We start from the raw sequence: 16682 nt of genomic DNA, 5'->3' as shown, positions 1-16682 counted from the left end.
TTTATTTTTGTTGATAATGAATGTGTTGTCGTTTTATTGCGAGCGGTTGCGGAAAGCTGAAGCCCCATGCAGGGGCATGGGGCTTAATGAAGCAGGGCGATGCCGCTCATGACTGTTTTCAACGTCCCATTTTGATGGGAGTCGTCCGCGGCTGGGATGGCGCCGGGGTGGAAGGTTTGTAGATGGGCTGTCGGTTGGGCGGCGGAGTGATGCTAGGACGCGTCGGCTGGGAAGGAGTCGGGCAGGTGTGGTTAGGCCTGTTCGGGCGGGGATAGACGACGGGCTGGACGATCTGGATGGGCTGAGGCGGGTAGGGGTAGGGGACGATGGTTGGGCCGTCGTCCACGACCATGGTGGTGTTGCTGCCGCGCGGGATGTTTTTGAATGCTTCGCGCAGGTCTTTGTTCTGCTGCTGGAGGGAGGCGATGCTGCCTTGCGAGGCCGTCAACTGGCCTTGCAGGGTGGCGATTTCGCCCTGAAGGGTGGTGATGCGTTCCAGCGCGGAGGCTCGTTTTTCACGCGTGCCGGAGACGGCCGGAGCCTGGTTTTTGATGGTTTCCCGGAAGGCGGCGGCTTCTTCGGCATGGGCAAGCCGGAGGGCTTCCTTTTCATTCCAGACTGCGGCGAGGTATTCGGCTTCGCGGGTGGAGATTTCCCCCTGTTCGGAGAAGATGGTCATGATGTCCGCGCCTCGCAGGTAGCGGGGCGCGCGTTCCGCTTCCGAGAAGGAGTTGCGGATGCGGTCTGCCTTGGCTTGTGCGGCCTGCTTGGCCGATTCCATTCGCTGGGTGACTTGTTCCGGCGTGAGGTCGAGTTTTTTCTGCCACTCGGGGGTGAGTTCGTTGTATTTGATTTTGGCGATGCCTCCGTCGTGGCGGATGCGTACGTGGTCGCTTCCTTTTTCAAGGATGGATATGTTGACGAGCGTGTCTTTATTGGCAAGCGTCATATCTTCGGCCTGCGCCATGGTCGCGAAGGCGAACAGGATGGCGGGCAGTATGGATGAGGTTTTCATGATTGAGGTGAGGATGGGGTGGAGGGTGTGGCGCTGTTGTTTGGAGTGCAGCGTGCGGTTTCGAGTTCGTTCCAGAGGCGAATCAATGCGGCGGCTTCGGCGTCGGGAAGTTCCGGATATCCCATGAGCGTTCGTATTTCTTCGGATGTGAAGGTCCGCGATGCCTCACGGGAGGCGCGGAGGGATTCGTTCAATTTGGCTGTTTGTTCGGCGGTGAGAGGGGGTGCGCCGTTGCGTCGATGGACGAATTCGGACCCTTTTTTGCTCCTTCCGTCGTTATGGCTGTCGTTTGGAAGGAGGGCGTAGGTGGCATTGATGGCCTGTAAGGCGGCGAGGTCGTCTTTTCTGCCGAGTCTTCGTGCTTCCTGTTCGTTCCATCGGTCGGCACGATAGGCGGCTTCGGGCATGTAGATTTGCCAGCTTGCTTCTGTGCCGAGGTTGCCGATGTCGTCGGCAGTTACATAGCGAGGCAATGGGGAAGCTGCCTGGCTCGATGGGATGCGCGGCCGGCTCGGTAAAGCCACAGCCTGTGCCTCAGGCAGGTGAAGGGCTACCGACAACAGGCAGAGGGTTGTGGTGGTTGCTGAGGCGATCATGGGGGTGGGTTTGTTTCGGGAATTGAACGAGGCGAGTCGTTGCCTTTGAGTGTGAGATGACGCGTTTGTCTGTTTTGTTCGATTTTTGGCGCCTTGTTGCCTTTATGGGCCGGAAATGCAAGAGGTGTTGCATTCCCGGCCGGATGCGGGTTTATTTGCCGCCGAGGCCGAGGTCGCTGTATTTGATGCGCAGGAAGTTGATACCAAGCGGTGTTTCATACAGGATGCCGATATGTTCCTTGTCGATGGGGGCGAGGCAGGAGTATCCGCAGCCGGGGCGGCTGTCGTAGGTGTAGGCTTTGCTCCATGTTTTGCCTTCGTCCTGCGATACCTGTATGCTCATGGTGTGGCGGCCTCCCTTGGTGTGGGGGTTGGAGAAGAAGAGGCAGCGGCCGGCCGGGGTGTCGTCCACGGCGATGAGGGAGGCCTGGCAGACGGGTTCGATGAGTGCCTTGCGGTCGGTTTCATGCATGGTCCACGTTTTGCCGAGGTCTTTGGTGATGCCTACGGTGCGGGAGCCGCCGCGGTTGTCGCGGCAGTTGAGCATGAGTGAACCGTCCGCGAGTTCGCAGACCTGGCATTCGGTGGTGTCGATTTTGATGCCGGTGCCGTAAGTCCATGTTTTGCCGTTGTCTTTGGAGTAGCAGATGGTGGAGTATGGTTTGCCTTTGTCCGTTTCATCGTTTTTGCCTCGGTACTGGGCAGGGAAGACGAGGGTGCCGTCTTTCATGGTGATGCCCATGCCGGGGCCGGGCAGGACGAGGCGCCATGCGGGATCCTTGATCTGGGGGGTGATGTTGGTGATTTCCTTGCTCCATGTTTTGCCGTCGTCATCGCTGTGTACCATGACGAATTGTCCTGTTTCTTCGGGTTTCATGCCGGGAGCGGAGCCTCCCCATGAGTTGCCTTTTTTGTGGTACCAGAGGGCGGAGAGCCAGATGCGGCCCGTTTTGGCATCCTGCAGGATGCAGGCGTCGCCGCAGCCGTCGTAGCCGTGTTTGGGGTCATTGCCGGTGTCCATGGCGACGTAGGGATCGGTCCATGTCTGGCCGCCGTCGGTAGAGCGTGCGACGGCTACGTCGATGTCGGCGGCCAGGTCGCCGTGGTGGCGGTAGCGGGCATCGAAGCTGGCGATGAGGGTGCCGTCTTTGGTGCGGATCATGCCGGGGATGCGGTAGCCTTTGGATTTCAGGTCTCCGGGCTGGGCGACTTCATAGCCGAAGTTTTGCGTGCTCTGGACGGCCATGCGGTTTTGCGGAGCAGGTTTACCGTCGATGAGGACGCTTCCGGCCGAGGCCGTGAGGGTGTGGTCAAGGTTGGCTTCTTTCGAGAGTTTGACGGAGACCCATATCCAGTTGTTGCCGGATTTGAGCGGCATGTCTCCCGTGAACGTGAGTGGCCCGCTTGCCTTGTCGGGTTTGGCGGGGGTGAAGACGGCGGTGCCGATATGGGTAGCATCGGAGGTGCCGGAGTAGAGGGTGACTGATTCGATGTCTTTCGGGTCGGCGTTGAAGTTGATGGTGACGCCCGTGAGGTGTTTGGCTTCCTTGACACCCAACGCCGGGATGTTGACGCCGAGGACGGGGTTGTATTCCTTGCGCTGCATGACGGGGTAGATGCCGGGATGCTTGAAGGAGACGATGCCGACTTTCATCGGCGTGTTCGGGATGAGGAGCAGGTCGTCCAGCAGGACTCCTCCCTTCGGGGCGGCGGTGGAGACGAAGCGCAGTTTTTCCGTGCCGGCAGGGATAGTGGCTTTGATGTTCGTTTTGTAGCCGCCGACGGAGATGCTGTTGTTTTCGGCGATGGTTTTGGTGCCGTTTTTACCAATGGCCTCGATGCGGAAGGCGAAGGGGTTGGCTCCCGTCCAGCGTTCGGCCCAAAGTTCCATGCCGGTGTCTTCTTTCGGGATTTCGGCCAAGGCCAGTTCGACCGTTTTGTTTTCGCCTCCTTTGATGTGGAGGCCTTGTTTGCCCGAGCGGCCTTTGCCGTGAATGGCGGCGTTGTCGGGGGCTGCCGTCAATTCACCGTACATGGTGGCCGTTTTGGTGAAGTTGCCTTGTTTCGCCTCTTCGAAGCTTTCTTGGGCATGTGTCGTCGTCGCCAAACCGGCGGCAGCCAGCAGGGAAAGGTAAAAATAAGACTTCATACGTTCTAATGATATGAAAAACATCGAATCATGGCAAGGAGAAAAGACGTATGCAACTCTCCGGTACGGGGTGGGGCGCGATCGGTTTCTGTTGTTTCCAAGGCGGGGTGATGACTTTGTTTGTGATTGACAGACAGGTGAAAGCGGATATGTTAATTCGTGATATGAGCATGCATTGTTCCTACCTTATGGCAGTAGTACCGGTTCTTGTCGGTTCCGTCGTTGCAGCTGACGCCCAGCCCTCCGATTCAGAAATCAATACCTCCCTTATACGCCAAAAAGCGGAAGCCGGGGATATGGTGTCCCAGCGGCGCATGGGTATTTTGTATCTGGCTGGTTCCGGCGGTTTGGAGAAAAGTCGCGAAGAGGGAATCAAGTGGTTGAGAAAGGCTGTTTTGCAAGGTGATGTAACGGCTCAGGGCATGCTTGGCATGTGCTTGGTCTTTAACGAGCATTCATGGGGTGTTTCCATGGAGAATGGGAATGTACAGTTTGGCATCAGGCTTCATCTGGATCTACAGACCAATAAGAGAAATTTGATTGAGACGAATGCCAACAGGGCCGAGTATCGAGAGGGTATGGATCTGTTGAAGCCTATCGTTCAACAAGATGAAGGCGCTTTGGTTTTTTTTGTGTGCGGCCTTTTGTTTGATCGAGATGATGCCGTCAGGGAGCAGGGATGGTCTATCGTGCATGAGCTGCAAAACGATCCGTCGGAGGATGAACGGATGATGGCTGTTTTAATATCGGGACTCGTGGGAATTGCGAGCCAATATCCGGATGCAAGGAATAGAGGTATCGAACTTCTGACGGAAGGGTTGTCGAAGATGCATGACAGGGAGAAGATTGAACCGATTTTCATGTCCGTCATGGCGCTGTATGGTGGCGATGTTCAGACTTTGAGAAGTTTGCTGGAGAAGATGGCCGCGGAAGGAAATACGGATGCAGAAGTGCTGTTGGCTATGAGTTATGCGGATGAGGATGATGGCAAGGAACTGGAATGGTATGAAAGCGCGGCTCGAAAAGGCAACCTGAAGGCGATGGTGTGCTTGGCGTATGGATATTTCCATGGTACCTTTGTGCCAAAAGATGAGGCCAAAAGTTTCAGGTGGATGACTTTGGCCGCTGAAGGCGGCAATGCGCAGGGTATGTCCGGTCTGGCCGAATGTTACCGGGAGGGTTTCGGGGTGGAAAGAGATGAGAAGAAGGCCATGTTCTGGGAGATGAAGGCCCAGGCCGCCATGAAGCAGGAGAAGGATTCGGATTGATCGGTGTTCATTCGTTTCATGAAAAAACGCTGTCCGGTTTGGACAGCGTTTTTTTATTTGAATGATGGTGCTGCGGTCTGTCAGTCGTCGTAATGGATTTCATTGTTCGCTCCGTGGAAGATGCGGTAGGCGATGACGGTGTACACGATGACGAGGGGGAGGGAGATGACGACTCCAAGCAGGAGGGCCGAGAGGGAGGCGGTGGATGCCGCGCCTTCTACCAGCGACATGTGGCCGCGGATGATGTCGGGGTAGCAACTGAGGGAGAGGATAGCGACGCCAAGGATGAAGATCAGTACGGTGAGGGCGAAGGGTACCCAGATTCCTTTGTCCGGCATTTTTCCGAGCCGGGCCAGTGTGATGACGACGGCGAAGGCCAGGACGGCGGATATTCCGCTGAGAATGGTGACGGCGGATATGGATGCTGCCGGGAAGAGGGGAGAAGCAATGGCGATGACGGCAGCTAGCAGGACGGAGATGCGTATGCCTGTTTTGGCCCACGAGACGGCCTGCTGCCGCAGGCTGCCCGTTGTTTTCATGATGAGCCAGCAGGCTCCGACGAGTACATAGGCGGCAACAGCGAGCAGGGGCATGAGCCAGACGGCGGCCGTGTATTCGAAGCCGCTGACGAAGAGTCCGAGCATCCAGCCCTGGGAGAGGGCAACAATGAGCGAGCCTGCGAAGAGTGCCTTGTCCCAAAGGGGTTTGTGTTTCGGTGAGGCTTTGACGCGGAATTCGAAGGCGGCTCCCCGGAAGAGGAGGGCGATGAGCATGATGGCCGTGGGGAGGTATAGCGCGCCGAAGACGATGCCCTGTGCGGCGGGGAAGGCGACGATGATGATGCCGAGGGCGAGCAGGATCCATGTTTCGTTGGCGTCCCAGAAGGGGGCGATCGTGTCGATCATGCGGTCGCGTTTCTTTTCTTCTGCGGCGATGCTGAGGATGCCTACGCCGAGGTCGTAGCCGTCCAGCACGATGTAGATGAGGAGGGTGAGGGCGATCAGGAAGCCGAAGACATCCGGCAGCAAGGCCGTGTCGATCATGAGGAATGTGGGAGAGTCCATGGCGGGATCAGTCGAGAGGTTGAATAGTGTTGGTTTGAGCTGCCTTGCGAGCCAGATAATAGATGGCGTACAGGAAGGCGGCCAGCAGGATGACGTAGCCCGCGATGTAGCAGGCGAAGGTGGAGGCGACCATGCCCGAACCTGTCTTGGTGGCGGCATCGGCCGTTTTCAGGACTCCGTGGATGATGTAGGGCTGGCGGCCCATTTCCGTGGTGTACCAGCCGGTGAGGGTGCCGACCCAGCCGGAGAAGGTCATCCAGACGAAGACTTTGGCCCAGAAGGGGGTGATGTCTTTCCTTCGTTTGAGGACCCATGTGCCGGCGATGGAGACGACGAGCATGGCGAGGCCGGTGAAGACCATGATGCGGAAGGAGAAGAAGACGGGAGCGACCGAGGGGTGTTCGGGGAACTGGTCGAGGCCTTTGACTTCGCCGTTGAGATGGTGGGTCATCAGGAGACTGCACATTTTCGGGATGCCGATTTCGAATTTGTTGCTTTTCGTTTCGGGATCCGGGATGGCGAAGAGGAGGAGGGGGGCTCCTTTTTCGGTTTTCCAGATGGCTTCGGCGGCGGCCATGGTCTGAGGCTGGTGCTGGGAGGTGTTGTAGCCGTGCATGTCGCCGACGACCCATTGCATGAGGGAGCATGCCAGCGCGGTGTAGATGCCGGTGCGCAGGCCGGACATGACGTCCGGGGCGCGGTCGCTGCGCAGCCAGCGGTAGGCCGATATGCCCGCGAGGAGGAAGGCGGAGGTGAGTCCGGCCGCGATCATCATGTGCAGGAAGCGATAGATCATGGACGGGCTCATGATGACGTCGTACCAGGAGGTGACGTGGACGATGCCGTCCCGCACTTCAAAGCCTTGCGGAGTGATCATCCAGCTGACGAGAGACAGGATGATGAAGCCGGAAAGAGTGGCGCCGAATGCGACGAGGAAGGTGGAGAGGGTGTGGAACCATGCCGGAACCTTTTTGTAGGCAAAGAGGACGATGCCCAAGAAGGTGCCTTCCAGAAAGAAGGCGAGCAGGACTTCATAGGCGAGGATTGGCCCCGCGACGTTGCCTGCCATTTCGAGGAAGCCGGGCCAGTTGGTGCTGAATTGGAAGGGCATCGTGATGCCGCTCGCCACGCCCAGAGCGAAGGTGAGGGCGAAGATTTTGACCCAGAAAAAGTAGAGTTTGATCCATTTTTCATCCTTCGTGCGGGAGTATCGCATTTTGAAGAATACCAGCAGCCAGCCGAGTCCCAGAGAGATGGTCGGGAACAGGATGTGGAAGCTGATGTTCAGTGCGAATTGCAGACGTGAGAGTAATAGCGTGTCGTCCATAATTTAGATTAACTCTTGAAAAGTAGCATACGTTTTTATGTACCGCAAGAGAAAAAGTCCGGTTAGGATAACGGTTTTCAACCGGGGGGCGGTGACCGTTCCGGTAAAAGATCATGATTTTTTGTATGATACTATGTTTTTCGCTTGTCACCCTGCCCAAAATAAGATAGACATGAATGCAAGAATGCTTACATGGCATAGATAACCTACTATTGATCGATTTTATAATATGAAACTCCATCTCCCCATCGGCCTTCGCGCCGCTCTGCTGGCTTTGGTTGCACTGCCTCTTTCCGCGACTCCCGTTTTTGTGGACGGCGTGACCCAGACAAGCGGCTTTTACGATATCAACAAGACGTGGAATCGCGATCCGAATTTTCCGGATAATGAGTTGTGCTGGGCTGCATCGTGCAGTAATGTGATTCAATTCTGGCAGGATAAGTACGGAGTGTTTTACGAGGGCAAGGATCCGCTGATTCACGGTACGGCGGTGGCGGGCGACTGGAGCCGTTCCAATATTTTTACGGCATTCAAGCAAAGCTTTGTCGATGATGGCGGCAACGGCTACTTCGGGTATGCGTGGTGGTTGCGTGGTTCAACGCCTCAATTCCCGAATATGAGGCCCAATACGGCGGTTTCGACTTCCTTTTTTTCCAAATATTATGCCAATGCGGATTCCTGCTCGGTTTTCTTGACGATGCAGGAGTTGAACCAGAGGCAGATGGTCAACGGCCTGACCACGAATATGCCCAAGTACGGCCCGGCATCCATCGGTGTCGTGTGGGTCCAGCAGATAGGTGACGTGGCTGGCAACTGGGGTGGTCATGCCATGACGATCTGGGGTTACGAGCTCAATAACGACGGGACACTCGGCAAGCTGTTCATCGCGGACAGCGATGACGAGCCCGCGCAAGGCGGGCAGCCGACGCGTGCGCGCATGCACGAATTTACCATCCAGAACCAGAACGGATATTACTGGATCAATTACGACGGTACCATCGGGCGTATCGAAGAGTTTATTTTCCTGCGGACGGCTCCCGTCCTTGAAAGCATGTATACCGAATATTCGGCCAATACGCTTGTTTGGTCGGGTGGTGCCAATGCTTGGTCTCTGAATAAAACAAGCGATCTGCCGACAGCTGCGGCCGGCTGGACGGCCGATGCCAAAAATAAGGCGTACAACAGCTATTATACGGACGGGCGCGATGTGCTGTTTGCCGGCAACGGTGCGGGCGATGTGACCCTGACGGGCAGGCTTTCCCCCAAGTCGGTGAAAGTGGATAGCGCTTCGGATTATGCGTTTATCGGTTCCGGTTCGTTGAATGGCGCGATGAAGCTGACAAAGCAGGGCGCTGGTACGCTGACCCTGAATATGGCCAATTCGTATACGGGCGGCACGGATCTCAACGGGGGCACCCTGGTGGTGAAGAATGCCAATGCCCTCGGTACGGGAGCTTTGACGATGAACGGCGGTATTCTCGATATCGGCGGTACGGGTACGCTCGGTTCCGTGACGGTCGCTTCTCTGGATGCATCTTCCGGGTATTTCAAGTTCGATTTGTCCGGAGCCGACGGCAAGAGCGATCTGTTGAATGTGACAGGTACGCTGGCTGTGAACGGTACGGTCAAGCTGATTCTTTCCAATGTAGGCGGCGCCTATATGCCCGGTTTTTATTCGCTCATGTCGTACGGACAGTTGCAGGGCGATTTGTCCCTGCTGCTTCCCGATCCGGTCATCGGGTTCGATTTCGGTGTGAGTTCCACCAATAACCGCATTATCCTTTCCGTTTCCACTAATGGTGAATCGGCCGATGATCTGGTGTGGAAGACGGGTAACCGCATTTGGTCGATCGGCGATGACGGCGGCATGGATGTGCTGACGTATCAGAATGGCATGGATGTGAATATCGGGCTTTACCGCCACATCGAGGTGGGTGAGGAAGTCTCCCCCTTGTCCACACTGGTTGATTGCGATCACGATATTCTGATGGACGGCGCCGGGCATATTGCCGGTTCCGGACAGTTGACCAAGGCGGGTGTCGGTACGCTGACGATTGAGACCAACAATACGTATACGGGTGGTACTCTTCTGAAGGGAGGCATGCTCGTGGCTGTGGCGGAATCGGCTCTCGGTTCCGGCAATATCACGATTGAAGCCGGTGCTCTGGATCTGAGAGACCACACCCTGTCCAACAAGATGTCGATCCTCGGCGAGGCGACACTTTACGGTGTCTCGCAATACATGGGCGATGTGACGATCGATCAGGGAGCGGCGGCCTTGACCGTGTCCGGACCGATGCAGGCTTCTACGCTGACTCTGAAGGAAGGTACGATCAACGCGGATGGCGACCACAGCGTGTTGACTGCCGGCAGCTACAACATGTCGCAAGGTGTGGTGAATATCGAGCTCGCCGGTGCCGGAGCCCTCACCAAGGTTTCGGATGGAGCGGTGACTTTGAACGGCGCCAATTCCTATGCCGGTGGTACGACCATGAACGGCGGCACACTGATTGCCGGGAACGATAAGGCTTTCGGCACGGGAGGAATCGTCGCGACACAAGGTGCATTGAAACTGAATTCGAAGGCTGTGTCCAATGACCTGGCCGTGCGCGGAGGCAAGGTGTCACTCTCCGGCGCCGAGCTGTACAGCGGCAATGTTTCGGTCAATTCCGGTGAATTGAGCGTGGCATACGGTACGCTCATGAATTCCCTGACGACGACGAGCGGTACGGTGACTCTTCTGGACAAGAAGGCTGTGTCTCCCGTGTTGCAGTCGATGGGTATTTTGCCGATGTCCGATGCGGCTTCGGAAACGGCTGCTCTCGGTTTGATGTCCGGCGGTGTGATCGATGCGAATTCACGTTTGAACTTTACCATGCCGACTCAGGCCGATGCCACTCCGTTCATCGTGACGGGCGGCAATCTGCGCGTGGAAGGCGGCAAGTTCCATTTTGCCAAGTCCGGCGAACAATTCTATTCCCAGACCCCCGAGCATGTCGTACAGGTTCTTGCTGCGCCCGTGGATGGGGGCAGCATTACGCTCGCCGGCAAGGTGGATGTGGAGTACGATTCCATGCTGTACAAGTTCTACCAGAAGGATTCCATCGCCGTGTCCTATAATGCTTCGACCGGAGTTCTGGAGCTGACGGCAGACCGGAATACGGGAGATTTCTACGCGGACCATGCCATCAATCCCACGCTGGATTCGGTGAGTACGACGGGTGGCAAGCTTCTTGACCGCGCCTTGCAGGCCAAAGACCCGCAGAAGAATGATCCGAATTCCGCTCTCGCGAAGATCATGGATTCCGTGGACGGCAATCTGACGAGCCAGTCCTTCAGCGCAGCTTCCCAGACGCTTGCCGCTCTGGCAGGCAGCACGACGACGGCACTCAGCTCCGCTTACACGCAGGCTTTGAGTACGCAAATGTTCGCCATTCGCAACCGGATGACGACGATGGGTGCAGGCGAAGGCTGCGTGCCTTCCGAATTGCCCTACTGCAATATGTGGTTCAATGCGGACGGAAGCCACCTCAAGCTGGATTCCGACGGCCGCGAAGCCGGTTATACGCTCAATAGCTGGGGTGGTACGCTTGGAGTGGATTGCGACTTTTCGGAACGCATCACGGCAGGCGCCGCTTTCTCGGTGCAATCCGGCGATCTTTCGTCCAGCGCGGCCGAATCCGCCAAGGGCGATCTGGACAGCTTCTACGTGAATCTCTTCCTGCGTGCTCAGGTGAAGCGTTGGGGGCATGCTTTCATCTTGACCGGAAGCCGTGCCAATATGAGTCTTGACCGCTCGTTCTCCGTCGGTTCGGATTATTATACATCCCGCGGTACGACCAACGGTACGGCTATCGGTGCGATGTACGAACTGTCGTACGATATTCCGCTCGATGTCGAATCCCGCACGCTGCCGATGCTTCAGCCGCTGTTGAATGTGTCCTGGACGAGTTCCAGCGTGGATGCCTATTCCGAAACGGGGCTGGGCGATGCCGGGTTGCATGTCGGCAAGCAGGACGTGAGCTTTGCGACCATCGGTCTCGGTGCGCGCTATCTGGCGGACGTGGGCCACAATATTTTCAACCGCAAGGGTATTTTCGAAGCCCGCGCCATGTTGCTCCAGGATATGGGCGACCGCCGCGGCGAAGCCGATGTGGCCATGCTTGCCGCGCCGTCTCAGGCGTTCGGCGTGCGTGGTGCGGAACCCGGCAGCACGCGTATCGAAGTCGGTGCAGGGTTGACGATTCCGGCCGGTATGAACAGCGACGTATTCGTGAACGCGAATGCCGAGTTCTGCTCCGGCGCTACGGGCGTGAGCGGTGCGGTCGGTTACCGTTACCAGTTCTGATCGGACGTTGCCATTCAATCGACAAAACCCGTCCGCCTTCCGGTGGGCGGGTTTTTGTATGATATGTGTGATATGTTTTCGAATGCGAGAATGAAAAATCCCGGCGGGACAGGCCTCGCCGGGATTGTATGTTGAATGGCTGTGGAACCGGGTATCAGATTTTGTGCCCCATTTTGTCCCGCTTGGTGGCGAGGTAGAAAGCATTGCTTTCATTGGGGCATACGCTGATGGGAACCTGTTCGACGATGTCGAGGCCGTGGCCCGAGAGGCCGACGATTTTCTTCGGGTTGTTGGTCATCAGCCGGAGGTGGCGCACGCCGAGGTCGCGCAGGATTTGCGCGCCGACTCCATAGTCCCGCAGGTCGGCGGGGAAGCCGAGCTGGATGTTGGCTTCTACGGTGTCGAGTCCCTGTTCCTGAAGTTTGTAGGCATGCAGTTTGGCCGAGAGGCCGATGCCGCGGCCTTCCTGCCGCAGGTAGAGGATGATGCCGCCTTCTTCCGAGACGCGTTTCATGGCGGTGTGGAGCTGGCTGCCGCAGTCGCAGCGGCGGGAGGCGAAGACGTCTCCTGTGAGGCATTCGCTGTGGACGCGGGCCAGTACGGGTTTGGTCGGGTCGATGTCGCCGTGGACGAGTGCGAGGTGAACGGCTCCGTCCACCTTGGAGCGGTAGGAGTGGCAGATGAAGTTTCCGTAGTCGGTCGGGAGGTTGATGGTTTCTTCCTTTTCGACGAGTTCTTCTGTGTGCTGGCGGTATTCGATGAGCTGGGCGAGGGTGCAGGCCTTGAGGGCGTGTTCCCTCTGGAAGGCGCCGAGATCGCCGATGCGGGCCATGGTGCCGTCGTCCTTCATGATTTCACAGCAGACGCCTACGGGTTGCAGGTGCGCCATGTTCATGAGGTCGACGGTGGCTTCCGTGTGCCCGGCACGCCTGAGGACGCCGCCTTCGACCGCGCGGAGCGGGAAGACGTGGCCCGGCTGGACGAAGTCGTCCACCGTGGCTCCCGGTTCGGCCAGCTTGATGGTGGTGATGGAGCGTTCGAAGGCGCTGATGCCGGTGGTGGTGCCTTCGCGGGCATCGACGGATACGGTGAAGGCGGTGTGCAGTTTTTCCGTGTTGCGCTTGCTCATGAGCGGCAGGCCCATGGCATCCACTTTTTCCGGAGCCATGGGGACGCAGATGAGGCCGCGGGCATGGGTGGCCATGAAGTTGATCATTTGCGGCGTGGCGAATTCGCCGGCGCAGATGAGGTCAGCTTCGTTTTCGCGGCCGGGATCGTCGGTGACGAGGATCATGCGGCCCTGCTTGAGTTCTTCGAGGATTTCCGAGAGGGGGCTGAAGACGAGGGGATCGTCGCCTTCGGCTACGGGTACGGAGTTCATGCTGGGAGCAGGGGCGGTTGCGCCGGGTATGGCGGCGGGCAGCATGTTCTGCTGCTGAGTCTGCGGTGCGAATCCGCCGATATCGAATGTTTCGGGTGTGCGAACTTGTTTCATGTTGCTTATTTGGCTTTGGCCCATGAGTCTTTCAGGGCGACGGCGCGGTTGTAAACGGGGTGTTCCGGTGCATGGTCGCGGCGGTCGGCGACGAAGTAGCCGAGGCGTTCGAACTGGCAGACGAATTCGGGTTCTGCAGCTGCCAGTGCGGGTTCGATTTTCGCGTGGGCGATGATGTCGAGAGAGTCCGGGTTCAGTGCGGCAAGGAAGCCTTCTTCGTGGGCATCCGGGTTTTCACAGGAGAAGAGGCGGTCGTACAGGCGCACTTCGGCATCGACGGCATGCGGTACGGCAACCCAGTGAATGGCCGTTTTGCATTTGATGCCTTCGGGCGGGTTGTTGCCGATGGTGCCGGGGATGATTTCGGCCTGTACTTCGGTGACGTTGCCCGCTTCATCCGTGCAGTATCCGGTGCAGGTGACGCAGTAACCGCCGCGCAGGCGGACGGTGCGGCCTACGCCGAGGCGGAAGTATTTCTTGGGCGGGTCGATCATGAAGTCGTCCTGTTCGATCCATACTTCGCGGGTGAGGGTGAGTTCCCTCGTGCCTTCTTCCGGTTTTTCGGGGTTGTTGACGACGGTGACGGTTTCGCTGTGGTTGGCCGGGAGGTTGGTGAGGACGAGTTTGAGGGGGCGAAGCACGGCCATTCGGCGTGGTGCGGTGGCATTGAGTTCGCCCCGGACGCTGTGTTCCAGCAGGGCTACATCCGTAATGCCGTTGAATTTGGTGATGCCGACGGTTTCGCAGAAGTTGCGGATGGCGGCGGCGGGGTAGCCTCGGCGGCGCATGCCGGAGATGGTGGGCATGCGGGGATCATCCCAGCCGGAGACGCGTTTTTCCTGTACGAGCTGGAGCAGCTTGCGCTTGCTCATGACGGTGTAGGTGATGTTGAGGCGGGAGAATTCCGTCTGGCGGGGGCGGCTCGGCACGGGGCAGTTGTCGATGACCCAGTCGTAGAGGGGGCGGTGGTTTTCGAATTCGAGCGTGCAGAGGGAGTGGGTGATGTGTTCGTAGGCGTCTTCCAGCGGGTGGGCGAAGTCGTACATCGGGTAGATGCACCATTTGTCTCCCGTGTTGTGGTGTTCGGCAAAGACGATGCGGTAGAGGATGGGGTCGCGCATGTTCATGTTGCTGGACGCCATGTCGATTTTGGCGCGCAGGACGGCTTTGCCTTCGGGGATTTCGCCGTTTTTCATGGCGGTGAACCGGGCGATGTTTTCTTCGATGCTGCGGTCGCGGTAGGGCGAGTGCGTGCCGGGCGTGACGAGGTTGCCGCGCTGGGCGCGAATGGTTTCTACGTCCTGTTCATCGACGTAGGCCAGGCCGTTGTTGATGAGGTGGACGGCGCAGTCGTAGAAGAAGTCGAAGATGTTGCTGGCGAAGTAGAGGTTGTTGCCCCAGTCGAAGCCGAGCCACTTGATGTCCGACTGAATGCTGTCCACATATTCCTGATCTTCCTTGCTGGGGTTGGTGTCGTCGAACCGCAGGTGGCAGCGTGCGCCGACGGAAGCGTATTCGAGAGCAAGGCCGAAGTTGAGGCAAATGGCCTTGGCGTGCCCAATGTGAAGATAGCCATTGGGTTCCGGAGGGAAGCGCGTGACAGGTGTTTTGCAGTTGCCGGAGGCGAGATCGTTGGCAATCATCTCGCGGATAAAGTCGCGGCGTTCGGACTGTGGTGTCGTCATGCACTTTTCTACCCCCTGAGCCGCTTGGCTGCAAGCCTTTTCCAAGGGCATGACGCGGGTGTGGGGGAAACAGTCCGGAGCGCTGGCCGATTCTTGTGTCCGACTACGAAAATCCCCTGCCGAAGCAGGGGATCGTTGAGCTGTTCCGGGGAGTGGCTGGCGAATCAGTTTTTCGTCAACTGGTAGCCGTCCTTGCCGTCTTTGACGGTCCAGCCGAGGGCGGCGAGTTCGTCGCGCAGGGTGTCGGAGGCGGCCCAGTCTTTGTTTTGGCGGGCTTGCCAGCGGCGTTCGGCGAGGGCGTGGATGTCGTCCGGGATTTCGATTTGTGCGTCGAGGTCGGGCAGGATGATGCCGAAGGCTTCGAGGATGAAGCGGAGAGCGAGCCATTGTTGCATGGCTGCATCTTTGTCCATTTCGGCAGGTTTGAGCCGTTTGATGGCGCTGAAGACGTGGCCGAGGGCTTCGGGGGTGTTGAGGTCGTCGTTGAGGCTGTCCCATGCGGCCTGGAATGCGCCGAGTGCAGGCTGCATTTTGGCAAGTTCCCGGTAGGAGGGGGCTTTGGGGCTGCCGGCTGCTGTGGCAAGCGTTTTTTCGGCACGGGCGAGGCGTTCCAGCGCGGAGGTGGCATCGGCCATGGAGTTGAGGGTGAAGTTCAGAGGGCGGCGGTAGTAGCCGCCCGCGAGGACGTAGCGGAGGGCTGCGGGGGTGTAGCCTTTGTTCTGCAGGTCTTCGAGGGTGAACATGTTGCCGAGGGATTTCGACATTTTGCCGCCGTCGACGAGGAGGTGGGTGATGTGGAACCAGTGGCGCGCGAAGTGGCCGCCGCAGGCGCAGCGGGATTGGGCGATTTCGTTTTCGTGGTGGGGGAAGACGAGGTCGACGCCGCCGGAGTGGAGGTCGAAGGTGTCGCCCAGGTATTTGTGGATCATGGACGAGCATTCGAGGTGCCAGCCGGGGCGGCCTTCGCCCCACGGGGATTGCCAGTAGTTGGCTCCGTCTTCGGGACGGCGGGCTTTCCACAGGACGAAGTCGGCAGCGGCGTCTTTTTCGTATTCGTCGGCATTGGCCCGCTCGTTGGCCGTTTTGCCGATTTCGAGTTCGCGTTTGTCGAGGTGGGAGAGCTGGCCGTAATCGCTGTATGAGGCGATGCGGAAGTAGACGGAGCCGTCGTCGGAGGGGTAGGCGTGGCCTTTGTCGACGAGGGCTCGAACCATGGCGATCTGTTCGGGGATGTGCGCGACGGCTGAGGGTTCGATGTGGGGGGGAAGGCAGTTGAGGGCGGTGCAGTCGTTGTGGAATTTCTGCGTCCATCCGGCGGTGAAGGCGTCGAGTGTCATGCCGGCCTTTTGGGAGTCGCGGATGGTTTTGTCGTCGACATCGGTGAGGTTGCGGACGTGTTTGGTGTTTTGGCCTCCGAGTTCGACGACGCGGCGGAAGACGTCCTGCAGGACGAAGGTGCGGAAGTTGCCGATGTGCGCCGGTCCGTAGACGGTCGGTCCGCAACAGTAGAACCGCAATGTTTTGCCATCTACTGCTTGCACGGGCTTAAGCCCTCCGGACTGTGTGTCGTACAGGTTCAACATGGGCGTATTTCAACTTAATTCGGGCGTTCGGTCAAGACGGGAAGGTGTCAGAGGGCGTTTTCTCGAGTGAGGAGATGGCGAGGCTTCCCATCATTATGCTTGTATTTGCCGAAGGGAGGAGTAGAATATGGGTGCCCATGGCTGAATCCAGT

The 16682-nt window shown here is 58.1% G+C and carries 10 protein-coding genes; 2 read left to right on the top strand and 8 right to left on the bottom strand.

The annotated features are described in order from the left end of the window. Positions 1 to 118: 118 nt before the first annotated feature. The 3 genes from PYTT_RS01290 to PYTT_RS01280 form a co-directional block, all read right to left on the bottom strand. Positions 119 to 1015 carry a hypothetical protein gene (locus PYTT_RS01290; protein WP_067772584.1) on the bottom strand — a complete coding sequence of 299 codons (897 nt, stop codon included), beginning with the start codon at positions 1013 to 1015 and terminating at the stop codon, positions 119 to 121. Next, positions 1012 to 1611 carry a hypothetical protein gene (locus PYTT_RS01285; RefSeq protein WP_141675684.1) on the bottom strand — a complete coding sequence of 200 codons (600 nt, stop codon included), beginning with the start codon at positions 1609 to 1611 and terminating at the stop codon, positions 1012 to 1014. The genes PYTT_RS01290 and PYTT_RS01285 overlap by 4 nt, the downstream gene beginning before the upstream one ends. A 151-nt stretch (positions 1612 to 1762) precedes the next feature. Beyond that, positions 1763 to 3760, bottom strand: a complete 1998-nt coding sequence (locus PYTT_RS01280) for a sialidase family protein (RefSeq protein ID WP_172801739.1) — start codon at positions 3758 to 3760, stop codon at positions 1763 to 1765. A gap of 50 nt (positions 3761 to 3810) precedes the next feature. On the opposite strand from PYTT_RS01280, the gene PYTT_RS01275 reads away from it, so the two are divergent. Continuing rightward, positions 3811 to 5028 (top strand): tetratricopeptide repeat protein, encoded by a 1218-nt coding sequence (locus PYTT_RS01275; protein WP_067772572.1) that lies wholly within the window; start codon positions 3811 to 3813, stop codon positions 5026 to 5028. 80 nt (positions 5029 to 5108) lie between these two features. Here the strand turns inward: PYTT_RS01275 and PYTT_RS01270 are convergent, their stop codons facing one another. Both PYTT_RS01270 and PYTT_RS01265 read right to left on the bottom strand, forming a co-directional pair. Further along, positions 5109 to 6092 (bottom strand): cytochrome d ubiquinol oxidase subunit II, encoded by a 984-nt coding sequence (locus tag PYTT_RS01270; RefSeq protein ID WP_083076401.1) that lies wholly within the window; start codon positions 6090 to 6092, stop codon positions 5109 to 5111. Between the two features lie 7 nt (positions 6093 to 6099). After that, on the bottom strand, positions 6100 to 7419 hold the full coding sequence (locus tag PYTT_RS01265) for a cytochrome ubiquinol oxidase subunit I (protein WP_067772569.1): 1320 nt from the start codon (positions 7417 to 7419) through the stop codon (positions 6100 to 6102). A gap of 229 nt (positions 7420 to 7648) precedes the next feature. On the opposite strand from PYTT_RS01265, the gene PYTT_RS01260 reads away from it, so the two are divergent. Continuing rightward, positions 7649 to 11767: an autotransporter domain-containing protein gene (locus PYTT_RS01260; protein ID WP_067772559.1), complete on the top strand. Its 4119-nt coding sequence runs from the start codon at positions 7649 to 7651 to the stop codon at positions 11765 to 11767. Between the two features lie 154 nt (positions 11768 to 11921). Here the strand turns inward: PYTT_RS01260 and PYTT_RS01255 are convergent, their stop codons facing one another. From PYTT_RS01255 to cysS, 3 genes are all read right to left on the bottom strand, one after another. Continuing rightward, positions 11922 to 13148, bottom strand: a complete 1227-nt coding sequence (locus tag PYTT_RS01255) for a bifunctional 3,4-dihydroxy-2-butanone-4-phosphate synthase/GTP cyclohydrolase II (RefSeq protein WP_067772839.1) — start codon at positions 13146 to 13148, stop codon at positions 11922 to 11924. Positions 13149 to 13267: 119 nt separating this feature from the next. Continuing rightward, positions 13268 to 14947 carry a glutamine--tRNA ligase/YqeY domain fusion protein gene (locus tag PYTT_RS01250; RefSeq protein WP_067772554.1) on the bottom strand — a complete coding sequence of 560 codons (1680 nt, stop codon included), beginning with the start codon at positions 14945 to 14947 and terminating at the stop codon, positions 13268 to 13270. A gap of 164 nt (positions 14948 to 15111) precedes the next feature. After that, entirely contained in the window at positions 15112 to 16530 is a 1419-nt protein-coding gene (gene cysS / locus PYTT_RS01245) for a cysteine--tRNA ligase (RefSeq protein WP_067772546.1), read from the bottom strand. Positions 16531 to 16682 lie beyond the last annotated feature (152 nt).

The organism is Neoakkermansia glycaniphila (assembly GCF_900097105.1).
GTDB lineage: Bacteria > Verrucomicrobiota > Verrucomicrobiia > Verrucomicrobiales > Akkermansiaceae > Akkermansia > Akkermansia glycaniphila.
Note: the sequence above shows the minus strand (reverse complement) of the source record. Positions and strands in the feature narration are given on the sequence as shown.